This is a genomic window from Sphingomonas sp. OV641 (genome assembly GCF_900109205.1).
In the GTDB taxonomy this organism is placed as follows: Bacteria; Pseudomonadota; Alphaproteobacteria; order Sphingomonadales; family Sphingomonadaceae; genus Sphingomonas.
This window is the reverse complement of sequence record NZ_FNZB01000002.1, coordinates 21050-37858: the sequence shown is the minus strand read 5'-3', so window position 1 is coordinate 37858 and position 16809 is coordinate 21050. Positions and strand designations below refer to the sequence as shown.

Genomic DNA, 16809 nt, shown 5'->3' with positions numbered 1-16809 from the left:
ATGCCATAGCCGGGGCGTGGACGCCAAGCGCTCGATCGCCGACAGACTGCTCGACTGGTATGATCGTCATGCCCGCACCCTGCCATGGCGGGCACCGCCGGGCGTAACGCCCGATCCCTATCGGGTCTGGCTGTCGGAAGTGATGCTTCAGCAGACAACGGTCGCCACCGTGCGCCCGCGCTTCGAGGCATGGGTGGCGCGATGGCCTGATGTCGCCAGCCTCGCCGCCGCCGACGAGGCGGAGGTGATGGCGGCCTGGGCGGGGCTTGGCTATTACGCCCGTGCCCGCAATCTCGTGCGGGCGGCAAAGGCGATCGTCGCCGATCATGGCGGTCGCCTGCCTGGAACGGAAGACGCGCTGCGTGGCCTGCCGGGGCTGGGAGACTATACGGCGGCGGCCGTGGCGGCGATCGCGTTCGGCCAGCGCGCCGTCGTGATCGACGCCAATGTCGAACGTGTCGTGTCCCGCCTGTTCCGCGCCGCGGGAAAGCGCGCGGTCCGGGCGGCGGCGGAGCAGGTGACGCCCGATCGGCGCGCAGGCGATTTCGCCCAGGCGATGATGGATCTCGGCTCCGTCATCTGCTCGCCGCGAAAGCCCAAGTGTCTCCTGTGCCCGCTCGCCCGTGATTGCGCCGCGCACCAGGCAGGAGAGGAGGAGGCGTTTCCGGTCAAGCCGGCGAAGAAGCCCCGGCCGGCGCGGTTCGGCACCATCTTCTGGCTGGAGCGTGGCGGCAGCGATGGTCTTTCCTCTTCGGCGCGCGAGGTGCTGCTGGTCCGCCGTCCGGCGAAGGGGCTGCTTGGAGGCATGCGCGCCTTGCCGACGGGGCCCTGGGAGCCCGCCGCGCCCGGGCTGCAAGGGGCACCGGCGGCGTTGGACTGGGCGATGTTGAACCATGTGGTCAGCCATGGCTTTACCCATTTCACCCTCGAACTCGCGCTTGCCGTGGCGCGCGGGGACGCGCATTCAGCGCAGGCCGGGGGCGAATGGTGGCCGGTCGACGATCTCGCGTCCGCGGGATTGCCGACCGTCTTCGCAAAGGCCGCAGAGGCGATAGGGAGGGTGCAATGAGAACGCTTTGGCTGGGCGGCACCATGGTGTTGCTGGCATTCGCCGCCACGACGGGCGACGCGCGTCAGGCGCAGCCGGCACCGCAACCTGCCCCTGCCCCTTCTGTCGCCGCGGCGCCCGGCGCAAACCCGCTGCTTCGCGAAACGCAGGCCCTGTTTGATGGCTATGTCGCCAGCGGCAAGATGCCGGGCGTGGTGGGTGCGTTCGGCGTTGGCGACGCCCCGCCGCAGTTCGTTTCCGCCGGCCGCATCTCCGACGATCCGGGCGCGCCACTGGCCGGTCCGGACAGCCTGTGGCGGATCTATTCCATGACCAAGCCGGTGACGGGCATGGCGGCGATGCTCCTGGTGGAGGACGGGCGGATCGGCCTGGATGATCCGCTGAGCAAATATATTCCCGCTTTCGCCAACATGCGGGTGCTGACCAGCCCCGATACCTCGCTGGACAGCGTGCCGGCGAAGAAGCCGATCCTGATCCGCCACCTGCTCACCCACAGTGCCGGCCTTGGCTACAGCATCAATGCCAAGGGGCCGCTGCTGCAGGAATATGAGCGGCGCGGCATCGTGCCGGCACAGGTGAACGCGCAGATGGAGGCCAAGGCGCGCACCGCTCGCCCGACCACGCTCGCAGAATTCGCCAACCGGGTGGCGGCGGTGCCGCTGATCGCCGAACCGGGCACCAAATGGCATTATTCCATTGGCCTCGACGTGCTGGGCGCGGTGATCGAGCAGGCGAGCGGCATGCCATTCGACCGCTTCGTGCAGACGCGCCTTCTCGGCCCGCTGAACATGCGATCGACCTACTGGAGCGTCCCGGCGAGCGAGGTGGGGCGATTGTCCACCAACTACGTGTTCGTCGGGGATGTTCGCGCGCCGATCGATCGCGCGGCGACGTCGGTGTACCTCAAGCCGCCCAGCTTTCCCTATGGTGGCGCGGGGCTGGTTTCCAGCGCGCGCGACTATGATCGTTTCCTCCACATGCTGGCGAACGGCGGCACGCTGGACGGGCGGCGGGTGATGAAGGCGGAAACGGTGGCGCTCGCCATGTCGAACCTCCTTCCGCCCGGCGTGACGTTCGGCGGGCTGGGCGACGGAACGGGCGGGGTCATGTCGGCGCGCATGGGGTTCGGTGCCGGCGGCTCGGTTTATCTCGAAAATGCGCCGGGCGGCGTGCCGTCCAAGGGAACATTCGGCTGGGGCGGTGCCGCGGGCACCATCGCCTGGGTCGATCCGGTCAGGAAGATGCGAGGAACGGTGATGGTGCAATATTTCCCGGATGATAAATGGCCGGTTCGGCGAAACGTATCCGCCGCCCTGGCGCGTGACATGCAGCGGTTGACCGCGCGATGAGCGTGCCGGGCTTCACGGGCGGCACGCTCAGCCGCGTTGCCGATCACCGCAACGATGCGGAGGCCTTTGCCGCCGCCATGGGCGACTGGCGCGCCCGGCTGCTCAAGCTGGACGGCTATGATCCCGAAATCACCGAGGATGGCCGCCTTGGCTGGACGATGGTGACGGAGGCGGCGGACGACGCGCATATCGTGCTGCTCGGCTTTGACGAGGGGCGGCCGCGCTTCGCCGCCGCGCCGGAAGGCGTGCCTGCTCCGCCGCTGCGTTCACCCGCGCTGTTCCGCGCGCTTGACCAGCTCGCGCCCGGTGAGGCCGCCACTTATGCCATGGCGCGCGCGGTGCTCGACTGGAATGCGCGGCACCGCTTCTGTGCCAATTGCGGTACGCTGACCACGCCGTTCCGTGCCGGCTGGGGCCGTAAATGCGGGAATTGTTCGACCGAGCATTTTCCGCGCGTCGACCCGGTGGTGATCATGATCGCCGAGCATGACGGGCGCGCCCTGCTCGGACGTCAGCCAAGCTGGCCCGCCGGTCGCTATTCCGCGCTCGCCGGCTTTCTGGAGCCGGGCGAGTCGATCGAGGAGGCTGTCGCGCGCGAGATTCAAGAGGAGGCCGGCGTGCGCGTTTCCGGCGTCCGTTATGTGGCGAGCCAGCCCTGGCCGTTCCCGTCGCAACTGATGATCGCCTGTGTCGGCATTGCCGAGGATGATGCGATCACGCTCGACGAGAATGAGCTGGAAAAGGCCGGTTGGTTCACGCGCGAGGAAGTGCGCGCATCGCTCGCGGGTGAGGGGCCGTTCGTCGCGCCGCCTACCTATGCCATCGCGCACACGCTGCTGACGCTCTGGGCGAACGAAGGCTGATCACCCCTCCGCCGGCCAGCCCTGCGAAGAGAGCAGCAAGATTGCGGCTCGGGGCCACCCGGCGCTTGAAGTCAGATCCATCTGATCCGAACCAGTTCCCCGGCGAAGGCCGGGGTCCAGTTGGAAAGACGCGCGTGATAGCACGCTGCGCATTCCATGACTTATCCTACTGGGGCCCCAGCCTTCGCCGGGAAGCAAAGGGCGCTTGTTCAGCTAAGGCCAACCAAGTTTCGTCCCCCACCGTCATGCCGGGCTTGTCCCAGCATCCAGCGCTCCACGGACCTCACGCTACCGAAGGTACGGAACAGTGGATCCCGGCACGAGCCCGCTCCCAGCGACGCCGCACGCGGCGCCGAGGGGGTGGGATGACGCAGCCTGTGTGTGGCGGGACTGAAGCGTCTCAGAAGGGCCCGCACAGGACCGTCATGCCAAGCCTCAGCCCACCACGTCCAACTGCTGAAGCACGAACGCGCCCCATTCGGCATTCTGGCGATAGCGTTCGAACCGGCCGGACTTGCCGCCATGGCCGGCTTCCATGTTCACGCGGAACAGCAGCGGATTGTTGTCCGTCTTCTTGTCGCGCAGGCGCGCGACCCACTTGGCCGGCTCGTAATATTGCACCTGGCTGTCCCACAGGCCGGTGCCGACATACATGGCGGGATAGGCCTTCGCCGCCACCTGATCATAAGGCGAGTAGCTCAGCATATACTCATAATATTGCTTCTGCGCCGGGTTGCCCCATTCGTCATATTCGAACGTGGTGAGCGGGATCGACGCGTCGAGCATCGTGGTCACCACGTCGACAAACGGCACCTGGGCCACGATCACCTTGTAATCCTCGGGTGCCATGTTCGCGACTGCACCCATCAGCAGCCCGCCGGCGGATCCGCCCATGGCGGCGACGCGGCCCTTTGCGGCATATTTCTGCGCCACGAGATAGCGGGTCACGTCGATGAAGTCGGTGAAGCTGTTCTTCTTGTTCAGCAGATGGCCGTCATCATACCATTGGCGGCCCATTTCCTGACCGCCGCGGATGTGGGCGAGGGCATAGACGACGCCGCGATCGAGCAGGCCGATCCGCCCGGGATCGACCGCCGGGTCCATCGAATTGCCGTAGCTGCCATAGGCATATTGGAACAGCGGCGCGGTGCCGTCGCGCTTCACGTCCTTGCGGTGCACGAGGCTGACCGGGATCTTCGTGCCGTCGCGCGCGGTCGCCCAGACGCGCTCCGTGACGTAATTGGCGGGATCATAGCCGGGCACCGGCGCGACCTTCAGCACGCGCCGCTCGCCCGTTTTCGCATTCACCTCATAGGTGGTGGTCGGCGTCACCAGCGAGCCATAGGTGTAGCGCACCCAGGGGGTATCCGGCTCCTCGTTGACGTCCAGTGCCATGCGATAAGCGGGCTCATCGGCCTTTACCGGCAGCGACTTGCCAGCGGAATCGAGCACCCGGATCATGCGGTTGCCGCCCTCGCGCTGATCAACGGCGATGAAGCCGGTGAACGGCTTGAAGCCTTCGATGAAGACGGCGTCGCTGGCGGGTGTCAGGTCCTTCCACGAAGCCGTGCCGCCACCGGCCGCGCCGTCTGCGACGGTCATCAGCGTATAGTTCTTGGCGCGAAGGTTCGTGCGGACGATCCAGCGACCGTCCATATGATCCGCCTGGTAGCGCAGCTCACGCTTGCGCGGCGCAAGTGTCTGGAACGTCGCAGGCGTGGCCGCGGGGGCGCAGCGTTGCTCGTCGCTGACGGTGGACTGGACGACGATGCAGATGAAGCGATCATCGCTGGTGCGCGTGATCCCCATCTGGAAGGTGTCGTCCTTCTCTTCGTACAGCGTCCTGTCCTGCTGCACCGGCGTGCCCAGGACATGCGCCATCACCTTGTAGCCACGGAGCGTCGTGGGATCCTTGGCGACGTACAGGATCGTGCGATTGTCGCCGGCCCAAACGATGTTGGGTTCCGCATTGGTGATTGTGTCGGCCAGGAGCTGCCCGGTCGCGAGGTCCTTCACCTTCACCGTATATTGCCGGCGGCCGACCAGGTCCTCGGCATAGGCGACCAGGCGGTTGTCGGGGCTGACCGCCCAATCCGACAGCGCGAAGAAGCTGTGCCCCTTGGCCATCGCCGGCTGGTCGAACATCAGTTCCGCCGGGGCATCGCGATCGCCCTTGCGGCGCTCGATCACCGGATAGTCGGCCCCGGTGTCGAAGCGGGTCTGATACCAATAGCCGTTCTTCCGATAGGGAACGGAGCTGTCATCCTGTTTGATGTGGCTCACCGTCTCCTGGTACAATGTGTCCTGAAGCGGCTTCAGCGTGGCGAGCTGCGCGTCGGCATAGGCGTTCTCGGCCTGCAGATAGGCCAGCATGTCCGGGTTCTTGCGCGTGTCGTCGCGCAGCCAGTAATATTCGTCGTTGCGGATGCCGTTGGGGGATTTCACCTCATGCGGCTTCTTGGCCGCGCGCGGCGCGCTTGGCGTGCCCTGCGCCGCTGCCCCGGTGGATAGGGCGAGGACCACGCCCGCCAGCAACATCTTGCGCATTCTCACCCCGCTCCCGTTCACTCTGTCGTTGCGAGTGATACGACAGGAGGAGCGGGACGCAAGGTGCGCCGCGTAGCAGTGGCGCCGGTTGCGATGTTTTCAGCCGCGCTTGCGCGCCTGCCGGTACGTGCCGAGGATGCGGACCCATTTCGTCTGAAAGCCCAGTTCCTCCAGCGCGCGGTCGACATTCTCGTCGCCCGGCTTGCCTTCGATGTCGCAGTAGAAATCGGTCGCCGCGAAAGTGCCGCCTCGCTGGTAGCTTTCCAGCTTCGTCATGTTGACGCCATTGGTGGCGAAGCCGCCCAGCGCCTTGTAGAGCGCTGCGGGAACGTTCTTCACCTCGAAGATGAAGGTGGTCATCCACGGCCCCTCGCCCGCCGCCGGGCGGCCACCGCGCGCGAGGACGACGAAGCGGGTCATGTTGTGGTCCGCGTCCGCGATGTCGGTGGCGAGCAGGTTCAGGCCATAGATCCCCGCGGCAGCCGGCGGGGCGAGCGCGGCGATGCCGGCATCCGCCTGTTCCGCCACCAGCGCGGCGGCGCCGGCGGTGTCGGGGTAGGACACGGGGCGGATATCGTGCGCCTTCAGCCAGTGGCGGCACTGCCCCAGCGCCTGCGGGTGGCTCATCGCCTCGCGCACGTCGTCGCGCGTGCCCACGCCCATCAGGGCATGGCGGATCGGCAGGAAGTGCTCGCCGGTGATCACCAGCCCCGATTCGGGCAGCAGGAAGTGGATGTCCGCCACCCGGCCGTGCAGCGAATTCTCGATCGGGATCATCGCCCGGTCCGCCGTCCCGCGCTTCACCGCATCGATCGCATCCTCGAAGGAAAAGCACGGCAGCGGCAGGGCATCGGGAAAGGCTTCGCTCACCGCGACATGGCTGTTGGCGCCCGGCGCGCCCTGGAACGCAACGGTGCGTTCGGGCGCTTGGGAGGCGGCGGCGATCATGTCGGCAACGATCGGACGGGCGGGCGCGGCGAAATTTTCCATCGATCTGCCCGCTAAGCGACGATCATCTTCGTCTCAAGCGCTTGCCGACCGTTGACGGCTTTTCTATGGACGCACGACTTTGGAGGGGTAACCGCACGACATGGATGATCGGACCAACACGATTGCAGGCTGGGTTCTTGCTGCCTGCGGCGCCGCGCTTGGGCTGTCGATCGTCGGCGGCATGGTCTTCCACTCGGGCGAGGTCGAGAAGCCGGGTTACGCCATTGAGGCCGCTGAGGAAGAAGGCGGCGGGGCTGCCGCCGAAGTGCCGATCGCATCGCTGCTCGGCACCGCTGATCCCGCCAAGGGCGCGGACGTGTTCAAGAAGTGCGCCGCGTGCCACACCGCCACGCAGGGTGGCGCGGCCGGTATCGGCCCGAACCTGTATGCGACGCTGGGCAAGCCGGTCGCCGGCCATGCGGGCTTCGCCTATACGGATGCGCTGAAGAAGGTCGGCGGCACCTGGGACTTCGAGAAGATGAACGCGTGGCTCACAAGCCCGCGTAAGTTCGCACCGGGCACGAAGATGACCTTCGCCGGCCTGTCGAACCCGCAGGATCGCGCTAATCTCCTCGCCTATCTCAACCAGCAGGGCTCCAACCTGCCGCTGCCCGCCGCGCCTGCGGCTGGTGCGCCGGCGGCGACCGAGGGCGGCAATGCGGTCGAGGGTGGCGGCGGGGCCGCGCCGGGCGCCGCGAATGCCGTGGACGCCGTGGAAAAGGACGTGCGTGGCCAGACCGGCGACATCGCCAACACCGCCACGCCGGCCAGCGGGGCGCCTTCGGTGGATCCGGCGGCGCAGAAGCAGACCGGTCGCTGATCGCTTCCGCCCGGGCCCGTCCGCGCTGCGGCGCGCCGGGCCGGGGATCATAGATGTCAGGATAAGACGCTCGCTTTCCTGACGGCACACCCCCCCCTCTCGCGGCAATGCTTCTCATTGCTGGCATTGAACATCGCGCGGACGCCAGTAATGGCGCCCCGCCAAGCGCCATCCCGCATGGCGGCTCATCCGGCCACGACAGAGGAGCAGATCGTGGACAAAGGCGCGCCCGCGCTCGGCGTGGATTTCGGCACGACCAATACCGTCGTCGCTCAGGCCGACGGCGCCGGCGACTCGCGATTGGTCGATTTTGCGGGTGAGGCGTTCCACGGGCCGGTGTTCCGTTCCGCCTTGTGCTTCTGGGAAGACGATTCCGGCTGGAACGGCGTGGCGCATGAAGCGGGCCCTTGGGCGATCGAGGAATATCTCGGCTCGCCGCTCGACAGCAGGTTCGTGCAATCGTTCAAGACGGTGGCGGCCAGCGCGACGTTCGAGCGCGCGCTGATCTTCGGCAAGCCGTTCCGCTTCGAAGATCTAGGCCAGCGGTTCCTGCGCAGGCTGGTCGGCCATGCCGGCGGCCGGCTGGATGCCCGGCCATCGCGGATCGTCATCGGCCGTCCGGTGCAATATGCCGGCGCCCGCCCCGACGAAGCACTCGCGCGGCAGCGTTACGACGCGATGTTCCACGGGTTCGGCACCAGCATCCACTATGTCTATGAGCCGCTTGGCGCCGCCTACAGCTATGCCGCGCAACTGACCGAGCCCGCGACCATCCTGGTTGCGGATTTTGGCGGCGGCACGACGGACTTCTCGATCGTCCGCGTGGCGGAGCCCGGCACCGCCCGCCGCTGTGTACCGCTGTCCTCCGCCGGCATCGGCATCGCCGGCGATCGCTTCGATCAGCGGCTGATGGACCGGCTGGTCCTGCCACTGATCGGCAAGGGCACGACCTACCGCTCATTCGGGAAGCTGCTGGACATACCTGGCGGCTATTTCGCCGATTTCGCCGATTGGTCGCGGCTTGCCCTGATGCGCAATCGTCGCACCCTTGAGGAACTGCGCCGGCTACAGCGCGACGCCAGCGATCGCAAGGCCGTCGGGCGCATGATTGCGCTGATCGAGAACGAACAGGGTTTTCCGCTCTATGACGCGGTCGGGCGGGTGAAGCGGGAATTGTCGCAGGCCGAGGAAGCGTTTTTCCGCTTCGAGGGCGGTGGGGTCTCGATCGCCGCACCGGTCACCCGCGCCGACTTTGAACAATGGATCGCGGCCGACCTGCGCCGCATCGAGGAAACGATGGAGACGGCGCTCGTCCGGGCCGGGATGGAGCCGCGCGCGATCGACCGGGTGTTCCTGACGGGCGGGTCGTCGCTGATCCCGGCAATCCGCGCGATCTTCGAACGCCGGTTCGGCGGTGAGCGGATCGCATCGGGGAATGAGCTGACGTCAATCGCGCATGGGCTGGCATTGATCGGCGAGCAGGCGGACGTTGCGGAGTGGAGCGTCTGATCCCGCTTACCAGAAGCGTTCGGCCTTGATCAGCGAGCGATGCGCCTTCGCCGCATCCGCGATCAGCGCTTCGCGGCGATCCGGCGAGCAGGCTTGTTCGTCGAGATCGAACCGCTTCAGCAGCGCCGGCGCGGTGGCAAGGTCGTTCAGTTCGCCCAGGTCCTCCTGAAGCGCGGCCAGCCGCTTGCGAAACGCCTTGTAGCGCCGCCGGGCCTTCTTGCCCGTGAACAGGCTTTCGAAGAACTCCGCAACATAACGCAGCTTCTTGGCGAGAATGCGAACGCGATGCCGCTGCTCATCGTCCAGCGTGTCGAGATCCTGCCCACGCTTCTTAAGCCGGCGACGTAGTCGGCGGAGCGAGGCGGCGGCGAAATCTTCGGCCGGCTGCTCGACCACGGCCGGATCGACCGGACGTACGCGCCACTCACCAACCGTGATCCAGGCAACCAGGTCGATCATCAGGTCGCGCGTCCGCTGCGTATCGAGCGTGGCCAAGGCAGCGGCATAGGCCTGCTCGCGGGCGGTGTGGATCGCGGGGTCGGCGTTCGGGCCCAGCCGTCCTACCAGCACGTCGAGATCGCGTGCCTCGCCAAGCGCATGGGCCAGCCGGCGTAGCTCCGCCGCGAAATGGTCGAAGCGGTCGTCGGCGAGCACGGGCTTGAAGATCGACAGGGCCGACCGCAGCCGTCGCAGCGCGACCCGCGCCTGATGCAGGGCATCCGGCTGCGGGTTCTTGCGCAGCGCGTCTTCGTTGAGGCGAAACTGGCGCAGGCATGAACCGGCAATTGCGGCGAACGCCTGTGCGACATTCGCTCCTTCGTCCAGTTCGACGCGCTCTGCCTTGGCCGGCCGGTGCAGCAGGTTTTCCGCCAGGCGATAACCGCGCTCTGCCTTTGTCAGCACGCCAAGGCGCAGCGGCACCTCGCGGCCTAGGTCCCGCGCGAGCGCGAACAATGCCGCGGGGTCGCCGCTCATCAACTCGGCTTCGATCTCGGCCACCGCGGCGTGGCGGTCTTCTACGGAAACCGTCCCCTCGTCCGCGACCAGCTCGATCGCGGTACCGGAGCGCTCGATCTCCCAGCTATGGCGCCGGACAGCGATGGTGAACACGGGACGCAGGCGAACGGGGGCGCTGTCGCCCACCACGCCATGCAGCGGTGCGAGGTCGTCCATGTCGGGGCCAGGCCCCGCAATCTCCCGCTCCCATTCCGGGCGGGCGAAGATGCCGGCCGTGGCAGGGCCGCCGGCCTTGATGGTCTGGATGTGGCGCTCGCCGATCCGGCGCACCCGCAGCGAGACGCCAGCGGCGCGCAGATCCGCATCGGGCGTATCGAAATAGGTGGTGAACTGCTCCCGTTCCGACCCGGCGCTGCCGGTCAGCATCGCCGATTGGCGCAGCGACGCGGCCGCATTGGCATCAGTCTCCAGCTTCAGCTCGATCTCGGTCGGTCGCTCGCCTGCTGCGCTTCTGGTCATGCACAGACAATCGCCGGGAACCGGCTTTGATCCACAAGGGCGCCAGCGCGCCTTACCGGGTCAGCGGCTTGTCCGGCAGTTCCAGCCAGTCTGTCGGGGCGAGCCCGTACAGCATGTCGAAGAATTCCAGCTGAAGCCGCGCGGCGACATGCCGGTTGCTGTTCCACAGCATCACGATGCCGCTGTGATCGGCCGGGTCGAACAGGATCAGTGATCCATATCCGTCGACCGAGCCGCGATGTCCGACCAGGCTGTGGCCGGCATAATGGTAGCTGCGCCAGCCCAGGCCGTAAGCCGCGTCGGTGAGCGCGCGATCCATCGCCGCGCGCGGGCCGTGCGGCGGCGTGTCGACGCGCGGGCGGTGCATCGCTTCCAGCAGCGGCTGCGGCAGCACCTTCGGCGCGGCTCCCATCTGGGCCAGCATCCAGCGTGTGAGATCGCGGACGGATGAATTCACCCCGCCGGCGGCGGGGACTCGATAATAATAATCGTTCACGCTCACTGGCCTGCGCGCCATGTGATGGGGCTTGGCCCAGCTCGCCGCTGCCTCCAGACCAGCACGACCTACGCTGGCGTTGCTCATGCCCAATGGGGTGAACAGTCGTGCGCGCGCGGCGGTGGCATAATCCTGACCCGTCGTTCGCTCCACGATCTCCGACGCCGCGTCATAGGCGATATTCTGATAGGCGTAGCAGGTACCCGGCTTGCAGAACGGGGGCAGGGTGCCAAGCTCCGCACGGATCGCCTTGGGATCGGCGCCCGCCTCCAGCCGGTCGTCCCAGGCATTGCGGACCAGCCCCAGCCGATGGGACAGCAGGTCCGCCACCGTGGCGTTGTGCGTGTCGCCGGGCAGGGTGAGGGTGGTGCCCATGGCGGACAGCGGCGCGTCCAGCGACAGGCGGTTCTCGCCCGCCAGCTTGGTGACCAGGGCCGATGCCACGCCCTTGGACAGCGATGCCCAGCGGAACACCGTGTCCGGCGTGACCGGATCGCCCGATCCCGCCTGCGTCTCGCCATAGCCACGGATGAAGCGCAGCCGGCCGCGCTCCACCGTGGCGACGGCAAGGCCGACCATGTTCGGCTCCTGCATCAGCCGCGCGATCCGCCGATCGAGCTGCTGGTAATTCACGCGCGGCGGGTCTGCGCGGGTCACGGGCAGCGGGCGCATCTTGGACGTGATGGGATCCGCGGTGTCCGCCGGCTGCCTGGACGTGAACGCCAGGGTTGATCCCACGCCGGCGAGCAGCGCCAGGGCGGCGATGACGGTAATCCTGTTTCCACTCCGCGGCTTCTTCCACGTACCGTGCATCGAATTTCCTGATTGGAATGCTGTTGAACCGACCGAAGGCCGCGGCAACGCCATTCCACCCAAAACAGGCCACGTCGAGCCGGAAGCGGTACGTGGGCGGCCGATTCTCGCCCGGCCGAGTGTTGCCCGCGGCCGGCGAAAGCATGGCGGTTCAGGCGTTTAGGGTGTTGGTTTGCCCCTCGGCGTCGGGTCGCGGACCGGTCGGTTGATCCGGGTCGGCCGGATTAACCCTTTCTCCTGCGCCAGTTTCTGCTAACGAGCGCCGGCATGGCAGGAGCTAAGATTCCCAACTTCGGCGAACGCGCAACCGCGTCCCGAGAAGCAAAGCAGCGCGCACTGGAAAAACTGCGCAACAAACCGGCGCTTGATCCGGAGGCAGCAGCAGCCCGCGCCGCCGCGCTAGAGGCGCGTGAGACGGCAGCGGCTGAGCGTCGTGCGGCGCACCGCGCGGCGATCGAAAGCGAGAAGGCAGCCCGGGCGGAAGCGCGCGCCAAGGCCCAGGCCGAAGCCGATGCGGAGGCGGAGCGACTCGCCGCCGCCCGTCGTGCCGCTCCGATCAAGGTGCCGACGCCGGCGGAGCTGAAGGCCGCGCGCGACGCACGCTACGCTGCACGCAAGGCGCGCCAGCGCGGGTGACCCCGCGGGAGCTGATCGGCATCGCGGAGGTCCCGGGCGGACCGCCACTGCGGCTGTTCCGGCGCGGCGCTGACTTCATGATCGTGCTCGATCGCAACGAGCTGATGAGCACGCGGATGAGCGGCTCTGAAGTCGCGCTTGGCACCATGACATGCGATCGGCTGGCCGGGCATCCCGCGCCCCGGCTGCTGATCGGTGGCTATGGCATGGGCTTCACGCTGCGTGCCGTTCTCGATCGACTCGGCCCGGACGCGGGAATCACCGTTGCCGAGCTGGTGCCCGGCATTATCGAATGGGCGCGCGGCCCGATGGCCGATCTCACCGCCGGATGCCTCGACGATCCGCGCGTCACGCTGGAAATGGGCGACGTCGGGGAGGCGATCCGGCGCGCCGCCGGCAGCTATGATGCGATCATGCTGGACGTGGATAACGGCCCGGATGGCCTCACCCGTCCGGCCAATGACGGCATCTACTCCATCCGCGGCCTGGCCGCGGCCAGACACGCGCTGAAGCCCGGCGGCGTTCTGGCGGTCTGGTCGGCCGCGCCCGATCCCGTCTTCGCGCGCCGCCTGTCGCAGGCCGGTTTTGGTGTGGACGAGGTGCGCGTGCGCGCGCGCGACAATGGCAAGGGCGCCACGCACATCATCTGGTTCGCACGCCGGTCCTGACCGGCGCCGCATCCCCGGTCGGGAACTCTCTGCCGCTCCCATGCTTGGACATCGGAGAGACGGAGATGGACCTGCAATGGTGAGATTCAGCGGATCAGAGGTGGTCGATGGCCGGACGCTGGCCTGAGCGGCTATGGATCGTGCGGCATGGTGAAAGTGCCGGCAACGTCGCGCGACAGGCGGCATACAGTGCCGGGGAACATCGCATCGCCTTGACGGCGCGTGACGTGGATGTGCCTCTTTCCCCGCGCGGCGAGGCTCAGGCGTCCGCGCTGGGCTCATGGTTTGCGGCACAGGCGCCAAACGAACGGCCGGAGGTGTTGCTCGCTTCTCCTTATGTGCGCGCCCGTGAGACGGCGCGGCTCTTTCGCGCTGCCGGCGGCGCGGCCGGTGACGAGCCGATCTGCCTTGATGAGCGGCTGCGCGAAAAGGAGTTCGGCATCCTCGACGGGCTGACGACGCGGGGGATCGCCGCGATCCAGCCGGATCAGGCGGAGTTCCGCCGGCTGCTGGGCAAATTCTATCACCGGCCCCCTGGCGGCGAGAGCTGGTGCGATGTGATCCTTCGGCTCCGCGCGTTGATGGACACGGTCGCCCTGCATCATGCCGGACAGCGGGTGATGATTGTCGCGCATCAGGTGGTGGTGCTTTGCCTGCGCTATGTCATTGAGAACATGACGGAGGAGGAGATCATCGCGATCGACCGTACCGGCGAAGTCGCGAATTGCTCGGTCACCGAGTATCGCTTCGATCCGACGCTTGGCGCATCCGGCAAGCTGGCGCTGGTGCGGTACAATGATGTGCGGGCGGTGGATACGAGCAGCGTGGCCGTTACTGCGGAGCCCGATGCCGCGGCGGTGCGGCGGTGATTCCGCTGGATGCCGCCTGGCGGGCAACCCACCCCATCAAGGCGATCGACGCAGGCACGGACAAGGACGCGCGCGGCCGCCTGCTGGTGGTCGGCGGATCTGCGCACGTGCCTGGCGCCATCGCCCTGACTGGGGAGGCAGCCCTTCGGGTGGGTGCAGGAAAGATCCAGCTCGCAACGATCGCGTCGGCGGCGATCCCCTTGGGCGTGCGCTTTCCCGAGGCGCGTGTTCTGGCGCTGCCGGAGGATGCGGCCGGCGAGATTGCGGACGATCCGCCGCAGACGCTGGAACAGGCGCTCACCCGCGTCGACGTCGCCCTCATCGGTCCGGGAATGACCGACAAGGCGGCGGCTGCTCGCCTCGTCAGCCGCGTGGCACAAGGGCCGGTCGAGGTCCCGATGATCCTTGATGCCGCCGCAGTCGCATGCCTCCATGGCATGGAGACGGTGCTTGAGCCACTACGCGGACGACTCGTCATGACGCCTCACCCCGGCGAGATGGCTGGCCTGCTCGGCTGTGACGAAGATGAGGTGCGCAGCGACCTTCAACGCCACGCAGGCGATGTGGCGCGACGGTTCGGCGCAGTCGTTGTGCTCAAGGACGCGCAATCGGTGATTGCGCCCGCCAGGGGCGACCTGCTCCAATATGCCGGTGGCGGGCCGGGGCTGGGTACTGGCGGCTCCGGCGACGTGCTGGTCGGCGCCATCGGTGGCCTCGTCGCGCGTGGCCTGCCGCTGTTCGACGCGGCCGCTTGGGGCGTTTGGCTGCACGGCGAAGCGGGTCGGACGCTGGCGATGCGCAGCGGCCCGGTCGGCTTTCTGGCGCGCGAACTGCCGCCCTTGCTGTCCGGATTGCTTCCGCGCTGATTCGCCAGACGGAAGACGAGTTTTCCCGGTCGCTCCTGCGCCTGCAGGTGATCCGTTAAAAGCGGGCGGGATGCAAACGGATCGGGATGAGTTCCGCGAGCGGCCGCCAGCCGAGCCGCGCGATCACATCGTTGCTTTCCCGCGCATGTCGGCCCCGCGCCCGATCAAGCGACCAGGTGATGTGGAAAGTACCCTCATCTTCCCTGACGCATGTCCCGCCGATCCGCACCACAAGCGCCTGCACACCTTCACGATCGTCGATCTCCCCGATGATCTCGCCGCGCTGGTCAAGCGGCAGGGGCGTGTTGGCGTCCGTGCCCGATCGAAGCGTCACATGATCGGCAACCACGTCCGGGAACAGGGGTGTAAAGCGGGCAAGAAGGCTGGCGCGATCGATCCGGTCGAGCTTCCAGCCAGTGACCAGGCGGGCGTTCGTTCGTTCTTGAGGGAAGGTTTGTTGCATGTTCATCGGACGACCCCTTCGCCGGTTCCGAAGCTGCCCTCCCTGCAGCTCCCGAGTTTGACCCGATCGGCCCCCCGGCTGCCGGACCGACAATGGTCAAAGAGGGAGGGGCCGCCTGAGCGGCGCCCTCCCGATCGTGTCAGAGCAGGTCCCCGCCGCAGGCTGCGGCAGTCGTGCCGTCCCGCTCGAACGCCTTGATGACGTTGCGCCCCACCGTCCAGCGATGCACCTCGTCCGGACCATCCACCAGGCGCTGCGAGCGGATGTGGGTGTACCATGCGGCAAGCGGCGTATCGAGGCTGAAGCCGAGCGCGCCGTGCAGCTGGATCGCCGTGTCCACCACCTGATGCACCATATTGGCGAGGAAAATCTTGGCGATCGAGTTTTCCTGGCGGATGTCCGCCCCTTTTTCCGCCTTGTAGGCGATGTGGAGCAGCATAAGCCGCGCCTTGTAGATCTCCGCGGCGCAATCGGCGAGCATCCACTGAACGCCCTGCCGCTCCTTCAGCAGCTTGCCGAATGTCTCACGCTTCACGACATGCGCCGTCGCCAGATCGAGCGCGCGCTGTGCCATCGAGACATTGTGCATGCCGTGACGCAGGCGGCCGTAGGCGAGGCGATGCTGGCCCATGTTGAAGCCGTTGCCCTCGCCGCCCAGCAGATCTTCGGCCGGAACGACCAGATCCTTGATCTCGACCTCGGAATGGCCGCCGCCCAGCACCTCGCTCAACGGGCCGTGCACCGCCATCGTCTCGATATCGCGGATAATGCGATAGCCGGGGTTCGGCAGCTCGACGATAAACGTCGAATAACGCTGATGTCGCGGCGCATCCGGATCGGTCATCGCCATGACGAGCGCGATGTCTGCAACGCTCGCGGCGGAGGAGAACCACTTCTCCCCGTTCAGCACATAATTCTCGTTGCCGTCCTTTACCGCCCGGGTCTGCATGCCGGTGGCGTCGGCGCCCGCAGCTTTCTCCGTCATGGAATAGCAAATGCGCTTTTCGCCATTGAGCAGTGGCTTGAGGTACTTCTCCTTCTGATGCTCGGTGCCGTGCGCCAGCAAGGTCATCATGGTGGCATCGTCTGGCCCTTGCGTGTTCATCGACAAGGCGCCGAGATGGCTTTCACCGAGTTCCATCTGGACAAGCGCATTGGCCAGCGGCCCAAGGCCCATGCCGCCATATTCCTTCGGGATGAAGGGGCACCATAGCCCCTGTGCCCGCGCCTTGGCGCGAAGCTCGCCCAGCACGGTCTTGTAATCCTCGCCGGCGACAAGCCGCTGTTCGGCCGGCTTGCACTCGTCCTGGACCCATTGGCGAACCTTGGCGCGGATCGCCTTGGCGTCTTCCGGAATTTCAAAGTCGATCGACAT

General features: G+C 67.1%; 15 protein-coding genes. 9 read left to right on the top strand and 6 right to left on the bottom strand.

Annotation, left to right across the window (positions count from 1 at the left end):
* The first annotated feature begins 16 nt into the window (after positions 1-16).
* From BMX36_RS11075 to nudC, 3 genes are read left to right on the top strand one after another with little or no spacing between them, the layout of a single operon-like run.
* Positions 17-1069 carry an A/G-specific adenine glycosylase gene (locus tag BMX36_RS11075; protein ID WP_371262869.1) on the top strand — a complete coding sequence of 351 codons (1053 nt, stop codon included), beginning with the start codon at positions 17-19 and terminating at the stop codon, positions 1067-1069.
* Complete coding sequence (locus BMX36_RS11070; protein WP_093065564.1) at positions 1066-2418, top strand: serine hydrolase domain-containing protein; 1353 nt, start codon at positions 1066-1068, stop codon at positions 2416-2418. The genes BMX36_RS11075 and BMX36_RS11070 overlap by 4 nt, the downstream gene beginning before the upstream one ends.
* Positions 2415-3281: an NAD(+) diphosphatase gene (gene nudC, locus BMX36_RS11065; protein WP_093065562.1), complete on the top strand. Its 867-nt coding sequence runs from the start codon at positions 2415-2417 to the stop codon at positions 3279-3281. The genes BMX36_RS11070 and nudC overlap by 4 nt, the downstream gene beginning before the upstream one ends.
* Positions 3282-3716: 435 nt before the next feature.
* Here the strand turns inward: nudC and BMX36_RS11060 are convergent, their stop codons facing one another.
* Together BMX36_RS11060 and BMX36_RS11055 are read right to left on the bottom strand one after the other, a co-directional pair.
* Positions 3717-5828, bottom strand: coding sequence for a S9 family peptidase (locus BMX36_RS11060; protein ID WP_093065560.1), 2112 nt, complete (start codon positions 5826-5828; stop codon positions 3717-3719).
* 99 nt (positions 5829-5927) lie between these two features.
* Complete coding sequence (locus tag BMX36_RS11055) at positions 5928-6818, bottom strand: prephenate dehydratase (RefSeq protein ID WP_093065558.1); 891 nt, start codon at positions 6816-6818, stop codon at positions 5928-5930.
* Positions 6819-6918: 100 nt separating this feature from the next.
* On the opposite strand from BMX36_RS11055, the gene BMX36_RS11050 reads away from it, so the two are divergent.
* Both BMX36_RS11050 and BMX36_RS11045 read left to right on the top strand, forming a co-directional pair.
* The gene (locus BMX36_RS11050; protein WP_066780139.1) at positions 6919-7638 is read left to right on the top strand and encodes a c-type cytochrome; all 720 of its coding nucleotides are present in this window, start codon (positions 6919-6921) and stop codon (positions 7636-7638) included.
* Between the two features lie 177 nt (positions 7639-7815).
* The gene (locus BMX36_RS11045) at positions 7816-9147 is read left to right on the top strand and encodes an Hsp70 family protein (RefSeq protein WP_093065556.1); all 1332 of its coding nucleotides are present in this window, start codon (positions 7816-7818) and stop codon (positions 9145-9147) included.
* A gap of 6 nt (positions 9148-9153) precedes the next feature.
* Here the strand turns inward: BMX36_RS11045 and BMX36_RS11040 are convergent, their stop codons facing one another.
* The gene (locus tag BMX36_RS11040) at positions 9154-10623 is read right to left on the bottom strand and encodes a CYTH and CHAD domain-containing protein (RefSeq protein ID WP_093065554.1); all 1470 of its coding nucleotides are present in this window, start codon (positions 10621-10623) and stop codon (positions 9154-9156) included.
* Positions 10624-10675: 52 nt separating this feature from the next.
* Positions 10676-11932: a serine hydrolase domain-containing protein gene (locus BMX36_RS11035; protein ID WP_093065552.1), complete on the bottom strand. Its 1257-nt coding sequence runs from the start codon at positions 11930-11932 to the stop codon at positions 10676-10678.
* Positions 11933-12199: 267 nt separating this feature from the next.
* Here BMX36_RS11035 and BMX36_RS11030 point away from each other — a divergent pair, with 267 nt between their 5' ends.
* The 4 genes from BMX36_RS11030 to BMX36_RS11015 all read left to right on the top strand — a co-directional run bounded on the left by BMX36_RS11030 (position 12200) and on the right by BMX36_RS11015 (position 14971).
* Positions 12200-12568 carry a DUF6481 family protein gene (locus BMX36_RS11030; RefSeq protein WP_066780144.1) on the top strand — a complete coding sequence of 123 codons (369 nt, stop codon included), beginning with the start codon at positions 12200-12202 and terminating at the stop codon, positions 12566-12568.
* Positions 12565-13236: a spermidine synthase gene (locus BMX36_RS11025; RefSeq protein ID WP_093065550.1), complete on the top strand. Its 672-nt coding sequence runs from the start codon at positions 12565-12567 to the stop codon at positions 13234-13236. The genes BMX36_RS11030 and BMX36_RS11025 overlap by 4 nt, the downstream gene beginning before the upstream one ends.
* Before the next feature lie 107 nt (positions 13237-13343).
* Positions 13344-14105, top strand: coding sequence for a histidine phosphatase family protein (locus BMX36_RS11020; RefSeq protein ID WP_093065548.1), 762 nt, complete (start codon positions 13344-13346; stop codon positions 14103-14105).
* Positions 14102-14971: an NAD(P)H-hydrate dehydratase gene (locus tag BMX36_RS11015; protein WP_093065546.1), complete on the top strand. Its 870-nt coding sequence runs from the start codon at positions 14102-14104 to the stop codon at positions 14969-14971. Before BMX36_RS11020 ends, BMX36_RS11015 begins: the two co-directional genes overlap by 4 nt.
* A 55-nt stretch (positions 14972-15026) precedes the next feature.
* Here the strand turns inward: BMX36_RS11015 and BMX36_RS11010 are convergent, their stop codons facing one another.
* Positions 15027-15440, bottom strand: a complete 414-nt coding sequence (locus BMX36_RS11010; RefSeq protein WP_256210767.1) for a hypothetical protein — start codon at positions 15438-15440, stop codon at positions 15027-15029.
* A 133-nt stretch (positions 15441-15573) separates the two neighbouring features.
* Entirely contained in the window at positions 15574-16809 is a 1236-nt protein-coding gene (locus BMX36_RS11005; protein ID WP_093065544.1) for an acyl-CoA dehydrogenase family protein, read from the bottom strand.

Bases quoted from the DNA above. Each gene is read 5' to 3' on its own strand.
- BMX36_RS11070 (WP_093065564.1), top strand. From the start codon at position 1,066: ATGAGAACGCTTTGGCTGGGCGGCACCATGGTGTTGCTGGCATTCGCC.
- nudC (WP_093065562.1), top strand. From the start codon at position 2,415: ATGAGCGTGCCGGGCTTCACGGGCGGCACGCTCAGCCGCGTTGCCGAT.
- BMX36_RS11060 (WP_093065560.1), bottom strand. From the start codon at position 5,828: ATGCGCAAGATGTTGCTGGCGGGCGTGGTCCTCGCCCTATCCACCGGG.
- BMX36_RS11055 (WP_093065558.1), bottom strand. From the start codon at position 6,818: ATGGAAAATTTCGCCGCGCCCGCCCGTCCGATCGTTGCCGACATGATC.
- BMX36_RS11050 (WP_066780139.1), top strand. From the start codon at position 6,919: ATGGATGATCGGACCAACACGATTGCAGGCTGGGTTCTTGCTGCCTGC.
- BMX36_RS11045 (WP_093065556.1), top strand. From the start codon at position 7,816: ATGGCGGCTCATCCGGCCACGACAGAGGAGCAGATCGTGGACAAAGGC.
- BMX36_RS11040 (WP_093065554.1), bottom strand. From the start codon at position 10,623: ATGACCAGAAGCGCAGCAGGCGAGCGACCGACCGAGATCGAGCTGAAG.
- BMX36_RS11035 (WP_093065552.1), bottom strand. From the start codon at position 11,932: ATGCACGGTACGTGGAAGAAGCCGCGGAGTGGAAACAGGATTACCGTC.
- BMX36_RS11030 (WP_066780144.1), top strand. From the start codon at position 12,200: ATGGCAGGAGCTAAGATTCCCAACTTCGGCGAACGCGCAACCGCGTCC.
- BMX36_RS11020 (WP_093065548.1), top strand. From the start codon at position 13,344: ATGGCCGGACGCTGGCCTGAGCGGCTATGGATCGTGCGGCATGGTGAA.
- BMX36_RS11010 (WP_256210767.1), bottom strand. From the start codon at position 15,440: ATGAACATGCAACAAACCTTCCCTCAAGAACGAACGAACGCCCGCCTG.
- BMX36_RS11005 (WP_093065544.1), bottom strand. From the start codon at position 16,809: ATGTCGATCGACTTTGAAATTCCGGAAGACGCCAAGGCGATCCGCGCC.